Origin of the sequence: Streptomyces sp. NPDC058274 (assembly GCF_042881375.1) — a bacterium.
In the GTDB taxonomy this organism is placed as follows: Bacteria; Actinomycetota; Actinomycetes; order Streptomycetales; family Streptomycetaceae; genus Streptomyces.
The window spans coordinates 1-14,112 of the sequence record NZ_JBHVXW010000025.1 but is presented as its reverse complement, the minus strand read 5'-3'; the positions used below and the strand labels follow the sequence as shown (position 1 = coordinate 14,112).

General features: G+C 70.8%; 8 protein-coding genes. 6 read left to right on the top strand and 2 right to left on the bottom strand.

Going from position 1 to position 14,112, the window contains the following annotated elements:
* Positions 1-33 precede the first annotated feature (33 nt).
* The 3 genes from ACFVYF_RS34015 to nudC all read left to right on the top strand — a co-directional run bounded on the left by ACFVYF_RS34015 (position 34) and on the right by nudC (position 6,048).
* Positions 34-3,567 carry a UvrD-helicase domain-containing protein gene (locus ACFVYF_RS34015; protein ID WP_389461639.1) on the top strand — a complete coding sequence of 1,178 codons (3,534 nt, stop codon included), beginning with the start codon at positions 34-36 and terminating at the stop codon, positions 3,565-3,567.
* Between the two features lie 10 nt (positions 3,568-3,577).
* Complete coding sequence (locus ACFVYF_RS34010) at positions 3,578-4,990, top strand: dipeptidase (RefSeq protein ID WP_389461637.1); 1,413 nt, start codon at positions 3,578-3,580, stop codon at positions 4,988-4,990.
* A gap of 107 nt (positions 4,991-5,097) precedes the next feature.
* On the top strand, positions 5,098-6,048 hold the full coding sequence (gene nudC / locus ACFVYF_RS34005) for an NAD(+) diphosphatase (RefSeq protein WP_389461635.1): 951 nt from the start codon (positions 5,098-5,100) through the stop codon (positions 6,046-6,048).
* Between the two features lie 109 nt (positions 6,049-6,157).
* Here the strand turns inward: nudC and ACFVYF_RS34000 are convergent, their stop codons facing one another.
* Positions 6,158-8,287 (bottom strand): fructose-specific PTS transporter subunit EIIC, encoded by a 2,130-nt coding sequence (locus ACFVYF_RS34000; RefSeq protein WP_389461633.1) that lies wholly within the window; start codon positions 8,285-8,287, stop codon positions 6,158-6,160.
* Between the two features lie 664 nt (positions 8,288-8,951).
* On the opposite strand from ACFVYF_RS34000, the gene ahcY reads away from it, so the two are divergent.
* Together ahcY and ACFVYF_RS33990 are read left to right on the top strand one after the other, a co-directional pair.
* Positions 8,952-10,409: an adenosylhomocysteinase gene (gene ahcY / locus ACFVYF_RS33995; RefSeq protein WP_389461631.1), complete on the top strand. Its 1,458-nt coding sequence runs from the start codon at positions 8,952-8,954 to the stop codon at positions 10,407-10,409.
* Positions 10,410-10,755: 346 nt separating this feature from the next.
* Positions 10,756-11,370: a hypothetical protein gene (locus tag ACFVYF_RS33990; RefSeq protein ID WP_389461629.1), complete on the top strand. Its 615-nt coding sequence runs from the start codon at positions 10,756-10,758 to the stop codon at positions 11,368-11,370.
* Between the two features lie 89 nt (positions 11,371-11,459).
* Here the strand turns inward: ACFVYF_RS33990 and ACFVYF_RS33985 are convergent, their stop codons facing one another.
* Positions 11,460-12,605, bottom strand: a complete 1,146-nt coding sequence (locus ACFVYF_RS33985) for an RDD family protein (RefSeq protein WP_389461627.1) — start codon at positions 12,603-12,605, stop codon at positions 11,460-11,462.
* A 119-nt stretch (positions 12,606-12,724) separates the two neighbouring features.
* Between ACFVYF_RS33985 and ACFVYF_RS33980 the strand changes: the two genes are divergently transcribed.
* The gene (locus ACFVYF_RS33980; RefSeq protein WP_389461625.1) at positions 12,725-13,732 is read left to right on the top strand and encodes a stage II sporulation protein M; all 1,008 of its coding nucleotides are present in this window, start codon (positions 12,725-12,727) and stop codon (positions 13,730-13,732) included.
* The last annotated feature ends 380 nt before the right edge of the window (positions 13,733-14,112 follow it).

Below are 14,112 nucleotides of genomic sequence, written 5' to 3'. Positions count from 1 at the left end.
CCGCTGTCAGTGGGCGCCGCTAGCCTCTCTGACGTGCCAGCCCGTATCACCGACCCCGAGCAGCTCAAGGAGCTCCTCGGCATCCCGTTCACCCCGGAGCAGACGGCCTGCATCACCGCGCCGCCCGCGCCGCAGGTGATCGTGGCCGGAGCCGGATCGGGCAAGACGACGGTGATGGCCGCCCGCGTGGTGTGGCTCGTCGGCACCGGACAGGTCGCCCCCGAGCAGGTGCTGGGCCTGACGTTCACCAACAAGGCCGCCGGAGAACTCGCCGAGCGGGTCCGCAGGGCGCTGATCAAGGCGGGCGTCACCGACCCCGACGTGATCGACCCGGACAACCCGCCCGGCGAGCCCGTGATCTCCACGTACCACGCCTTCGCCGGCCGCCTGCTCACCGACCACGGCCTGCGCATAGGGCTCGAACCCACGGCGCGTCTGCTCGCCGACGCCACCCGCTACCAGCTCGCCGCGCGCGTGCTGCGCGAGGCGCCGGGCCCGTACCCCGCGCTGACCCGCTCCTTCCCCGACCTCGTCAGCGACCTCCTCACGCTCGACTCCGAGCTCGCCGAGCACCTGGTCCGGCCCGAGGACCTGCGGACGTACGACGGCGAGCTGCTGCGGTCCCTGGAGGGCGCCAAACTCACCAACGCCGAGCTCCGCAAGGTCCCCGACGCGGCCGCCGCACGGCGCGAGCTCACCGAACTGGTGGGCCGCTACCGCGCGGCCAAGCGCGAGCGCGATCTGCTCGACTTCGGCGACCAGATCGCCCTCTCGGCGACCCTGGCCCGCACCCGCCCGGAGGTCGGTGCCATCCTGCGGGACGAGTTCCGGGTGGTCCTGCTCGATGAGTACCAGGACACTTCGGTGGCACAACGCGTCCTGCTCGCAGGGCTGTTCGGCGCCGGCACGGGGCATCCGGTGACCGCCGTCGGCGACCCCTGCCAGGCGATCTACGGATGGCGCGGCGCCTCCGTCGCCAACCTCGACGACTTCCCCGAGCACTTCGGGCATGCCGACGGCCGTCTCGCCACGCGCCAGTCGCTCAGCGAGAACCGCCGCAGCGGCGGCCGCCTCCTCGACCTCGCCAACAGTCTGGCGGAGCCCCTGCGCGCCCTCCACGCGGGCGTGGAGGCCCTGCGGCCGGCCCCCGGAGCCGAGCGGGACGGCCTGGTCCGCTGCGCGCTGCTGCGCACCCACGCCGAGGAGATGGACTGGCTCGCGGACTCGATCGCCCACCTCGTGCGCACCGGAAAGGCCCCGGGGGAGATCGCCGTGCTCTGCCGTACGGCGACCGATTTCGCGGAGATCCAGGGCGCGCTCGTCGCCCGTGACATCCCGGTCGAGGTGGTCGGCCTGTCCGGCCTGCTGCACCTCCCCGAAGTGGCCGATCTGGTCGCCGTCTGCGAGGTGCTCCAGGACCCCGGGGCCAACGCCTTCCTCGTCCGTCTGCTCACCGGGCCGCGCTGGCGGATCGGTCCCCGCGACCTGGCGCTGCTGGGCAGGCGCGCGCGCCTTCTCGTGTCCCACGCGCGCGTAGGGGCCGACGACGACCCGGACCGCAGGCTGGCCGCGGCCGTCGAAGGGGTCGACCCGGCCGAGGTGATATCGCTCGCGGACGCTCTCGACACATTCCTGGAGATGCCGCTCGGGTCGGAGGCGGCGGACGACGGCCTGCCGTTCTCGCCGGATGCACGGGTGCGCTTCGCGCGGCTCGCCGCCGAACTGCGCGACCTGCGCCGCTCGCTGGCCGACCCCCTGATGGACGTCCTGCACCGCGTGCTCGCCGTCACCGGCCTGGAGGTCGAGCTCTCCGCGTCCCCGCACGCGCTCGCCGCCCGCCGCCGCGAAACGCTGTCCAACTTCCTGGACGTCGCCGCGTCCTTCGCGGCGGGCGACGGCGAGGCGACACTGCTCGCCTTCCTCGGCTTCCTGCGGACGGCGGCGCAGTACGAGAAGGGCCTCGACAACGCCCTGCCGGGCGGCGAGAACACCGTGAAGGTGCTGACCGCCCACAAGTCCAAGGGCCTGGAATGGGATGTCGTCGCGGTTCCCGGGCTGGTCACCGGGACCTTCCCGAGCACTCAGGGCCGCGAGAAGTGGACCGCACAGGGCAAGGTCCTGCCGCACGAACTGCGCGGTGACGCCGACACCCTGCCCGACATCGCTGCCTGGGACGCCAGGAGCATGAAGGCCTTCCACGAGGCGATGAAGGACCACCAGCACACCGAGGAACTCCGCCTCGGCTACGTCACCTTCACCCGGCCGCGCTCCCTGCTGCTCGGCTCAGGTCACTGGTGGGGCCCGTCCCAGAAGCGGCCGCGGGGCCCCTCCGACTTCCTGCACGCCCTGTACGAGCACTGCGCGTCCGGCTACGGCGAGATCGAGGTCTGGACCGACGAACCCGCGGAGGACGAGGAGAACCCGGCCCTGCACGAGGCGTCCGCCGACCACGCGTGGCCGCTTCCGCTGGACGACGCGGCCCTGGCCAGGCGCCGCGCGGCCGCGGAGACCGTGCTGGCCCACCTGGAGCGGGTCGCGTCCCATGAGGACGCCCACCCCGGGGCCCGGCACGACCCGTCCTCGCACGAGGATCCCGACTGGCCGCCTCCGCCCGAGGACGACGAAGCCCCGTACGGGGAAGGCGACTTCCCGGAACCCTCCGACGTCCCCGAGCCTCCCGAAGAGGACTCCTCGGACTGGGAAGCCTGGACGGTGGAACGCCCGGCCGTCCCGCACCAGGCACCGGCCCCGGACACCCGCGCGCACCAGGCACCGGCCCCGCAGGCCCGCCCGCACCCCGGCGAGCACGACACCGGGCGCGCCCCCCTCACCCCGGAGGAGGCGCGCACCATCGACTCCTGGGACCGCGACCTGGACGCCCTCACCGGTGAGCTCCTGCGTGCCCGCGCGAGCGTCACGGACGTACCTCTGCCGCCGTCGCTCACCGCCTCGCAGCTGATGCGCCTGGCCGCCGACCCGGACGGCTTCGCGCAGGAGCTGGCCCGTCCCATGCCCCGCCCGCCGCAGCCGGCGGCCCGCCGCGGCACCCGCTTCCATGCCTGGGTCGAGTCCCGCTTCGAGGAGCTGCGGCTGCCGATGCTGGAACCGGAGGAGCTGCCGGGCAGTGACGCGGAGATCGCCGACGAGCGCGACCTGGAGACCCTCAAGGACGCCTTCGAGCGGTCCCCGTACGCGCAGCGGACGCCGTACCGCGTCGAGACCCCCTTCCAGCTCGCCATCGCGGGACGCGTCGTACGCGGCCGTATCGACGCCGTCTACCGGGAGGCCGACGGCGACGGCACGACGTACGAGATCGTCGACTGGAAGACGAGTCGCACGCGCACCGCGGACCCCCTTCAGCTCGCGGTCTACCGGCTCGCCTGGGCCGAGCAGCAAGGCGTGCCGCTGGAGTCCGTCAAGGCCGCGTTCCTGTACGTGCGCAGCGGCGAGGTCGTCCGTCCCGCCGGCCTTCCCGACCGGGCCGCGCTGGAGCGACTGCTTCTGGACGAGCCTCCGGAGGAGTCCGCGGAGGAACCGCCGGACGAGCATGTCGGTGCGGGCCGTTAGGCTCGTGACCATGAGCAAGCCCGTTGACAGCGCTGTCAGCACCGTCCGCACGTACATTGGCACGCACCGCGCCGCCTTCCTCGACGACCTCGTGGAATGGCTGAGAATCCCCTCGGTGTCGGCCCAGCCCGCGCATGCCGCGGACGTACGGCGCAGCGCCGACTGGCTCGCCGCCAAACTCAAGGAGACCGGCTTCCCGACCAGCGAGGTCTGGGCGACCCCGGGAGCCCCCGCCGTCTTCGCCGAGTGGCCCTCCGGTGACCCGCAGGCGCCCACCGTCCTGGTCTACGGCCACCACGACGTGCAGCCGGCCGCCCTCGACGACGGCTGGGATTCCGAGCCCTTCGAGCCCGTGATCCAGGGGAACCGTCTCCACGCGCGCGGGGCGGCTGACGACAAGGGCCAGGTGTTCTTCCACACACTCGGCGTCCGCGCCCACCTCGCCGCCACCGGGCGCACCGCCCCGGCGGTCAACCTGAAGCTGCTCATCGAGGGTGAGGAGGAGTCCGGCTCGCCACACTTCCGCGCCCTCGTCGAGGAGCACGCGGGCCGGCTCGCCGCCGACGCGGTGATCGTCTCCGACACGGGCATGTGGTCCGAGGACACCCCGACGGTGTGCACGGGCATGCGAGGCCTCGCCGAGTGCGAGATCGAGCTGCGCGGACCCGACCAGGACATCCACTCGGGCTCCTTCGGCGGCGCGGTGCCGAACCCCGCCACCGCGGCCGCCCGCCTGGTCGCCGCGCTGCACGACGAGCACGCGCGCGTAGCGGTACCCGGCTTCTACGACGGCATCACCGAGCTCACCGGCCGTGAGCGCGAGCTCTTCGCGGAACTGCCCTTCGACGAGGGGCAGTGGCTGCGCACGGCCAAGTCCTCCGCGGCGTACGGGGAGGCCGGGCACACCACCCTGGAGCGCATCTGGGCCCGCCCGACCGCGGAGGTCAACGGCATCGGCGGCGGTTACCAAGGCCCCGGCAGCAAGACGATCATCCCGTCCTCGGCCCAGGTCAAGCTCTCCTTCCGGCTGGTCGCGGGACAGGACCCGGACCACATCGAGAAGGCGGTGCGCGCCTGGGCGGCCGACCAGCTGCCCGCCGGGATCCGGTGCGAGATCACCTTCGGCGCGGCCACGCGCCCGTGTCTGACGCCCCTGGACCACCCGGCCCTGCAGTCCGTCGTACGGGCCATGGGCCGTGCCTTCGGGCAGCCGATCCGCTTCACGCGCGAGGGCGGCTCAGGACCCGCCGCGGACCTTCAGGAAGTGCTCGGCGCACCCGTGCTGTTCCTGGGCATCTCCGTCCCCTCGGACGGCTGGCACGCCCCGAACGAGAAGGTCGAACTCGATCTCCTCCTGAAAGGCGTCGAGACCACCGCCTACCTGTGGGGCGACCTGGCCGAGACCTGGGGCGAGGCACACTGAAGAAGGCCGGTCACGAGCTGAAGAACGACCTCCGCACCCGTCCCGCCGTACATCCCGCTGAACCGCCCGTCGAAATAACCGTTCCACCGGGGGAGTTGGAAGCACCCGTGACCACCTGGACCGACCACACCGCCGACCGTCCCATCTCGCTCACCGCCCCGAGTGGCATCGACCGGGCCGCCCACCACCGGCTCGACGAGGCCTGGCTCGCGGCGGCGTGGAGCCACCCCTCGACCCGAGTGTTCGTGGTCTCCGGCGGCCAGGTGCTCATCGACGAGACGGCGGACGGCACCACCGAACTCCTCATGACCCCGTCCTTCGAGGCCCCCCTCACCGAAGCCCACCGCTACTTCCTGGGCACCGACGACGACGGCGTCAGCTACTTCGCGCTCCAGAAGGACGCGCTTCCCGGCCGTATCGACCAGTCCGCGCGCGCGGCCGGGCTGCGCGAGGCGGGGCTGCTCCTGTCGCCGCGCGACGCGGGCCTGATGGTGCACGCGGTCGCGCTGGAGAACTGGCAGCGGCTGCACCGCTTCTGCTCGCGCTGCGGGGAGCGCACGGTCATCGCGGCCGCCGGCCACATCCGCCGCTGCCCGGCCTGCGGAGCCGAGCACTACCCGCGTACCGACCCGGCAGTGATCATGGCGGTCACGGACGACCACGACCGCATCCTGCTCGGCCGCCAGATGCACTGGCCCGAAGGCCGCTTCTCCACGCTCGCCGGCTTCGTCGAGCCGGGCGAGTCCATCGAGCAGTCGGTGCGCCGGGAGGTCTTCGAGGAGGCAGGCGTCACGGTCGGTGAGGTGGAGTACGTCGCCAGCCAGCCCTGGCCCTTCCCCTCCAGCCTCATGCTCGGCTTCATGGCCCGCGCCACCTCGTCGGAGATCAACGTCGACGGCGAGGAGATCCAGGAAGCGCGCTGGTTCTCCCGCGAGGACCTGCGGACCGCCTTCGAGTCCGGAGAGGTGCTGCCCCCGTTCGGCATCTCGATCGCGGCCCGCCTGATCGAACTCTGGTACGGCAAGCCCCTGCCGAGGCCGGGAGGCGCGGCCCTGTGACACAGAAGTGGGGGGGGGGGCGGGGGGGCGGCGGGGTGGCGGGGGGGGCCGCCGGGCTCGGGGCCCCGCGCTTTGGGGGCGGGGGGCCCCGCCGCCACTCGCCTTCCGGCTACTGGATCTCGCGCAGTACGTCGAGGATCGCCGCCGTGTCCCCGGCCGCCGTGAGCCGCTCACGGAAGGCGGGATCCATCAGCTTCCGCGACAGCAGCGCCAGGATCCGCAGATGCTCGTCACCCGCGGCCGCCTCCGGTACGGCGATCATGAAGACCAGCTTGGCCCTGGTGTCGTCGAGCGCACCCCACTCGATGCCCTCGGCGGACCGGGCGAACCCGACGACCGGCGCGCTCACCGCGTCCGTCTTGGCGTGCGGGATCGCGATCTCCTCGCCGAGACCGGTGGTGCCCTGCGCCTCACGCCGCAGCGCGGTCCGCACGAGCTCCTCCACGTCGTCGACCCTGCCGCTCGCGGCCAGCAGCCCGGCCATCTCACGGATCGCGGACTCCTTGTCCCCGGCGTCGAGTTGCACCTTCACGGTCTGCTCGGTGAGGTGGCCGGAGAGGACGCGGTCCTCGGAAGCGGGCGGCGGCGTCGTGGCCGCGGCCGGGCTCGCCTTCGACGGCGCCTCAGCCTTGGTGGCCGTGCTCGCCTTCGACGTGGTCGCAGGGGTCGCCCCGCCCGTGGTGGCCTGGGGCGCCTTCGGCGCGGAGACCGTACCGCCGCCGGTCAGGGCGCCCGCACCGACGAGCACGGGCTCGGACCGGGGGGACGGCACGTCCACGAGCGGCTCGCCCCGGCGCCGGCGTTCGGCGAGGTCCACGAGTGTCACCGTCGTCAGTGCCGTCACCGCGGTACCGATCGCCACGGCCACGAAGAACATCGGTACGCCGCCCACGGCACCCAGCAGCGCCACGATCGGCCCGCCGTGGGGCACCGCGTCCTCGACCCCGGCGAGTCCGGCGACCGCGCCGGCCACCGCACCGCCGAGCATGTTCGCGGGGATGACCTGAGCGGGCCGTGCCGCCGCGAAGGGGATCGCGCCTTCGGAGATCCCGAAGCAGCCCATGAACAGCGAAGCCAGACCGGTCTCGCGTTCCTGCTCGGTGTAGAGGCGCTTGCGGATCAGCGTGGCCACGCCCTGACCGAGCGGCATGACCGGAATCGCCGCCGCGCACATGCCCATGACCGTCTGGTTGCCGGTCGCGATGAGCCCCGCGCCGAAGAGGAACGCCGTCTTGTTGACCGGCCCGCCCATGTCGAACGCGATCATGAGCCCGAGAATCGCGCCGAGCAGCACCGCGCTGGTCCCGGTCATGCCGCTGAGCCAGCTGGTCAGATGCTCGAAGACCCACGAGATCGGCTTCCCGATCACGTAGATGAAGAACATGCCGAGTGCGGTGGTCGCCACGATCGGGATCACGATGATCGGCATGATCGGCTGCGCGAACTTCGGGACCTTGACCTTCTTGATCCACAGCACCAGATAACCGGCGAGGAAGCCGGTCACGATGGCCCCGATGAAGCCCGCCCCCGCCTTGGAGTCGTACAGCGAACCGGTGTTGGCGATCCAGCCGCCGATCATTCCGGGCACCAGAGCGGGCCGGTCCCCGATCGCGTACGCGATGTAGCCGGACAGGATCGGCACCATCAGCGTGAAGCCGATGACGCCGATGTTGTTCACGTCCATCCAGAAGGAGTCCTTCGGGATGACCAGGCCGCCGGACGGGTCCGTGTGCCCGCCGAGCGAGAGCGATATCGCGATCAGCAGCCCGCCGACCACGACGAACGGGATCATGTAACTGACCCCGTTCATCAGGGCCTTGTACGCCACGCTCCGCTCCTTGCCACCGCCGCTCGTCGAGGCGACCGTGGCGTCGGCCGTGTGCACGGGCGCCGACTGCACCTGTTCGATCAGCCGCTCAGGATGGTGGATTCCCTCGGCCACCCCGACGGTGATGACCCGCTTTCCCGCGAACCGGCTCAGGTCCACGTCCTTGTCGGCCGCGACGATGACGCCGTCAGCGGTGTTGACATCGTTGTCATCGAGCACATTTTCGGCACCGATGGATCCCTGGGTCTCCACCTTCATGTCGATCCCGAGTCGCTCCGCCGCCTGCGAGAGCTTCTCGGCCGCCATGTACGTGTGGGCGATGCCGGTCGGGCATGCGGTAACCGCGAGCAGCTTCAATCGCTTCTGCTCACCGTCGCCGCCCGTGGGGGGAGGGCTGGCTGGATTGGTCACGTGGATCTCCTAACGCCTTTGGCACGCGGAACGACGTCCCGGACGTCCCGCAGATCGCTCTCCTGCTCCCGATCTCCTCGCATAGTGCAACAGGTGTCCAGCGATCGAAAGGCTCGGAAGTCCCGGTTTGTCCAGGTCTGATGGCTCCTGTTGCCCGTCTCGTTCGCTCCCTGTTACCGATCCCCATGACGTTCCGTTATCGGCCCGACCTCCGACGGCGCGCCCTTTTCCGCATCCCGACGCGCCCTTTCCACGGCGTGAGGCGCCTCGCCCATGGCTTGAAGCTTCCCTTCGCATGGCCTGAAGCGTCCCTTCCATGGCCTGAGGCGTTTCCCTTCCACGGGCTGACGGCGTGGACCGGACACCGATCCGATACGACCTCGGCGCACCCCTCGTCCTGACCTGGCGGGGCCCTCGTCCTGGGCCGGCGGGAGCGGAGGCGGGCTGGGGTCGACAGGCTCACCGGTGTAGCTTGGGGAAGAGCCAGACGTCGCTGCTGATGGCGGTCGGGCGGCCCTTCCGGGGGCCGGCCGAGGGAGAGAGGGCCTCCGACGGACTGCGCTGCGCGCACCGCGGCATGCCCGTGCCCCGTCCGGGCAGGCGTGTGCCGCCGCCGCGCAGACCAGCCGTATCCACCTCGCCCCAACCCCGAGGAGCAGCTCGAATGTCGACTGTCGCCACCGGCCAGGATTTCAAGGTCGCCGATCTTTCTCTGGCCGCGTTCGGTCGCAAGGAAATCACTCTCGCCGAGCATGAGATGCCCGGTCTGATGTCGATCCGCAGGGAGTACGCCGAGGCGCAGCCGCTGGCCGGCGCCCGCGTCACCGGTTCGCTGCACATGACGGTGCAGACCGCCGTGCTGATCGAGACCCTGGTCGCCCTGGGCGCCGAGGTGCGCTGGGCGTCCTGCAACATCTTCTCCACCCAGGACCACGCGGCCGCGGCCATCGCGGTCGGCCCGAACGGCACTCCCGACAACCCCCAGGGTGTCCCGGTCTTCGCCTGGAAGGGCGAGAGCCTGGAGGAGTACTGGTGGTGCACGGAGCAGGCGCTGACCTGGCCGAACACTCCGACCGGCGGCCCGAACATGATCCTGGACGACGGTGGTGACGCCACCATGCTCGTCCACAAGGGCGTCGAGTACGAGAAGGACGGCAAGGTCCCCTCGGTCGACACCGCCGAGTCCGACGAGCACCGTGTGGTCCTCGAGCTCCTGGCCCGCAGCATCACCGACGGCTCGCAGAAGTGGACCCAGCTCGCCTCGGAGATCCGCGGCGTGACCGAGGAGACCACGACCGGCGTCCACCGCCTGTACGAGATGCACCGCGACGGCACCCTGCTGTTCCCGGCGATCAACGTGAACGACGCCGTGACGAAGTCGAAGTTCGACAACAAGTACGGCTGCCGGCACTCGCTGATCGACGGCATCAACCGTGCCACCGACGTCCTCATCGGCGGCAAGACCGCGGTCGTCTGCGGCTACGGCGATGTGGGCAAGGGCTGCGCGGAGTCTCTGCGCGGGCAGGGTGCCCGGGTGATCATCACCGAGATCGACCCGATCTGCGCCCTGCAGGCGGCGATGGACGGCTACCAGGTCACGACGCTGGACGAGGTCGTCGACAAGGCCGACATCTTCGTCACCACGACCGGCAACAAGGACATCATCATGGCCTCGGACATGGCCAGGATGAAGCACCAGGCGATCGTGGGCAACATCGGTCACTTCGACAACGAGATCGACATGGCCGGCCTGGCGCAGCTGCCGGGCATCGTCAAGGACGAGGTCAAGCCGCAGGTCCACACGTGGACGTTCCCCGACGGGAAGGTCCTGATCGTGCTGTCCGAGGGCCGCCTCCTGAACCTGGGCAACGCGACCGGTCACCCGTCGTTCGTGATGTCCAACTCGTTCGCGGACCAGACCCTGGCCCAGATCGAGCTGTTCACCAAGCCCGACGAGTACCCGACCGACGTGTACGTGCTGCCCAAGCACCTCGACGAGAAGGTCGCCCGCCTCCACCTCGACGCCCTCGGCGTGAAGCTGACGACGCTCCGCCCCGAGCAGGCCTCGTACATCGGCGTCGAGGTCGAGGGCCCGTACAAGTCGGACCACTACCGCTACTGATCCGCTGCTGGGCGCTCACCTCCGTCACGAGGTGAGCGCACCCGCAGGTGCTGCCTCACCGAGTACGTGGTGGGCGTGGCGGTCGGCTCACCGAGTACGTGGTGAGTGCGACTGCCGGTTCACCGAGTACGTGGTGGGCGTGGCTGCCGGTTCACCGAGTACGTGGTGGGCGTGGCTGCCCGCTAACCCAGCACCGGGTGAGCGGGACCGGCACGCAGCACGCAGCGCAGGCGAGCGCGTCCGTGCACTGACGCGCTCCTCAGCAGCAGGTCCCAGGCAGGCCCCCGCACCCCCGTGCCGGGGGCCTGCCCCTTGCCGGACCGACCTCGGAAGACCCAGGACCCCTATGCCCCGCGGCCGATATTCGCTCCACGATCCGCACGACCACACCCCCCTCGCCGACGAACACTTCCACTGCGCGCCGGGCCCCTCCGGCTGGCGCTACGTCTCCCAACTCACCACCCCCTCCGGCGAGCACGCCGGCTCCGTCGACCTCGCGCTCGACGAACTCGGCCGCCCCATCCGCCTCGAGCTCCACGCCGCGAGCTGGCAGGTCCGCGGCGCGGCTCTCGACGGCGTCACGTGGGTCCGCACCGACCCCACCGGCACGGAGGCCACGGAAGGCAATGTCCACGCCCACGCCTTCACCGGCACCTCACCGGCGTTCCTCGTCGCCACCGCTCGTCTTCTGCGCCTCACCCCCGATGCCTCCGCGACCCGCGTACGCCTCGTCGCCTTCACGGACCCGGTCCTCGCCCCCCGCACCCTCGACCAGTCCTGGGCCCTGATGACGAGAGAAACACACGCCACTGACAACGGTCCGCTGACCGTGGACGAATACCAGGTCACAGCGCTGGACACCGGTGAGCAGAACGCCGTTCACATCGCGGGCGACGTGATCCTGGCGGCTCCCGGCATCGAGCTGGAGGACCTGGAGTCGCCGCCGTCGACGCTCGCCTGACACGCGATCACCCACCGCACGCGGACCGATCCCGCTCACGGCTCACTGAGCGCGACGCCAGAGGCCCGGCGCCCGAAGGTGCCTTGCGTTCAGGCGGGCGGTGCGAAACCGGTGGCGGGCCGATCGGGCTGCTTAGGGTGCTCGGGCTGCATGGGCTGAGCCTGCCGGTCCTGCAGTTGCGGGTCCTGCCGGTTCGGCGACTGCTGCTGGTGGTCCGGGAGGCTCGCGTCGGCCGGTGGCGTCGGCCTGGCCGCGTCGAACCGACCCGCGGCCGGGCCCTGCCCGGCGCCCTCAGCTCCCGGCGGAGAATAGGCAGGTGCCGACGGATAGGGGGATCCGCCCGGCGGGACCGCAGCGGACCCGCCACCACCCGGCGTCCCGTTCGGCCAACTCGAAGCGGGTGACGAGCCCGGATACGCCCCGCCCGCACCTCGGTACTCCCCGGCGGGAACCCCACCCGCAATCGGGCCGCTGCCCGTCAGCTGCCGGCCACCGGACGTACGCCGTACCTCGCGCGCCTGCCGTTCCTGCACCACGGCCGCCAGATACGCGGCCGCCGGAACCCCCTGAGGTGCCGGAGTCCCCGTGCACGCCGCGAGATCGCCGGCGAGGCGCTGCGCCATCTCCCAGCCGACCCGTGGATCCAACTGCTGCATCCGCGTCAGGTACTGGCGGATGGCCAGCCACAGCCCGTCCGGAACCGCCGACAGATCAAGACCGGAGAACCGTCCCGCCAGCCAGGGCGGCGGCGGAGGCACGAAGTGCGCGCGCCCGGCGGGCACCCGCTCCCGTACGACGAGCGTTCCCGCGAACACGTCGCCGAGCCGTCTTCCGCGCTCGGAGAGCAGCGAGGCGATGCACGCCACGATCCCGAACGTCGTCAGGATCTCCACCATGCCGACCGCACCCCGGACCAGCGCGTGCCGGAACCGGATCGGCCCGCCGTCGTCCCGCACCACCCGCAGTCCGCAGGCCAGCTTCCCCAGGGAGCGCCCATGGCTGAGCGTCTCCACCGCGATCGGCCCACCCACCAGCACCAACAGGGAAGCCGCGATCGTGACCGCGATCTTTGCCGCGTCGTCCAAGCTGCCTGTCGAATACACCAGGACGATGCTCACGAACAGGTAGACGACCATGGCCACGGCCAGGTCGAGCAACACCGCCAGAGCTCGGCTCGGCAGTTTCGCGGGGCGCAACTCCAGCGCCACCGCCTCGCCCGTCACTAGCTCACTCACGCCTGCCGTCCTTCCCCTGAGCTGCCCCGAAGACCGCCAGTCTGCCAAGCTGAGGGCACATCGCGCCGCGGTACGACAAGCTGACACGCAGTACGAGAGGACGAGGAGCAGCAGAACCGATGGACCTCGACGTCTTCGTGTCCGCCCACCGCGCCGAGTGGGACCGCCTCGACGCCCTGTTGCACCGCCAGCGCCGCCTCAACGGTGCCGAGGCCGACGAGCTCGTCGCCCTCTACCAACGCACCGCCACCCACCTCTCCCTGATCCAGTCCAGCGCCCCGGACCCGCAACTGACCGGACGCCTGAGTCAACTGGTGGCACGCGCGCGTAGTGCCGTGACAGGCACCCGCCGGGCCTCCTGGCGCGATGTCACGCGCTTCCTCGCCCACGGCTTTCCCGCCGCGGTCTACCGCTCGCGCCACTGGTGGGTACCGACAGCCCTTGTCTCCATCGCGGTAGCGACCCTCCTGGGGTGGTGGATCGGTACGCATCCCGAGGTCCAGTCGTCGATCGCGGCCCCCAGCGAGCTGCGCGACCTCACCCGCCCCGGTGGAGAGTACGAGACGTACTACTCCAGCCACCCCGCTGCCTCCTTCGCCGCCCAGGTCTGGACGAACAACGCCCAGGCCGCCGCGATGTGCCTGGTCCTCGGGATCTTCCTGGGGCTCCCGGTCATCTGGATCCTCTTCCAGAACATGCTCAACCTGGGAGTGGGCTTCGGCCTCATGTCGTCCGCGGGCCGCTTCGACACCTTCCTCGGACTCATCCTTCCGCACGGCCTCCTGGAGCTGACCGCTGTCTTTGTCGCGGCCGGCACGGGCCTGCGCCTCGGCTGGACACTGATCGATCCGGGGCCCCGCTCCCGCCGTACCGCCCTCGCCGAGGAAGGCCGCGCCGCCCTCGGCATGGCCATCGGGCTCGCCCTGGTCCTGTTCATCTCCGGCGCCATCGAAGGCTTCGTCACCCCTTCAGGCCTCCCCACCTGGGCCCGAATAGGGATAGGCATCGCCGCTGAACTGGCATTCCTCGCGTACGTCTATGTCCTGGGCGGTCGCGCGGCCCGCTCCGGCGAGACGGGCGACGTCGAAGCGGCTGAGCGCAGCGCCACTGTCCCCACCGCAGCCTGATGTGCGTCCACCCTCGCTGACCTGCTAGTCTCCTCTTCGCCCCAAGGGAGTCGTTGACACGGACCCAACGGGGAGGTAGATTCGAACAGTTGCCTAGAACTGGACACGTCCGGTGGCAGCGGCTAGTTTCTATCTGCTTCCGGAGACAATCGATTTCCGAGAAGCCACTCCTGATGATTCAGAAATGGATGCCGGTCAGTCCGGCCCAAATCTTCTGATAATGTCGGAGCCGCCGGAAAGGGAAACGCGGAAGCGGAAACCTGGAAAGCACCGAGGAAATCGGAACCGGAAACGGTCTGATAGAGTCGGAAACGCAAGACCGAAGGGAAGCGCCCGGAGGAAAGCCCGAGAGGGTGAGTACAAAGGAAGCGTCCGTTCCT

Coding starts and splice junctions, on each gene's coding strand:
- ACFVYF_RS34010 (WP_389461637.1), top strand. CDS start 3,578: ATGAGCAAGCCCGTTGACAGCGCTGTCAGCACCGTCCGCACGTACATT.
- ahcY (WP_389461631.1), top strand. CDS start 8,952: ATGTCGACTGTCGCCACCGGCCAGGATTTCAAGGTCGCCGATCTTTCT.
- ACFVYF_RS33990 (WP_389461629.1), top strand. CDS start 10,756: ATGCCCCGCGGCCGATATTCGCTCCACGATCCGCACGACCACACCCCC.
- ACFVYF_RS33980 (WP_389461625.1), top strand. CDS start 12,725: ATGGACCTCGACGTCTTCGTGTCCGCCCACCGCGCCGAGTGGGACCGC.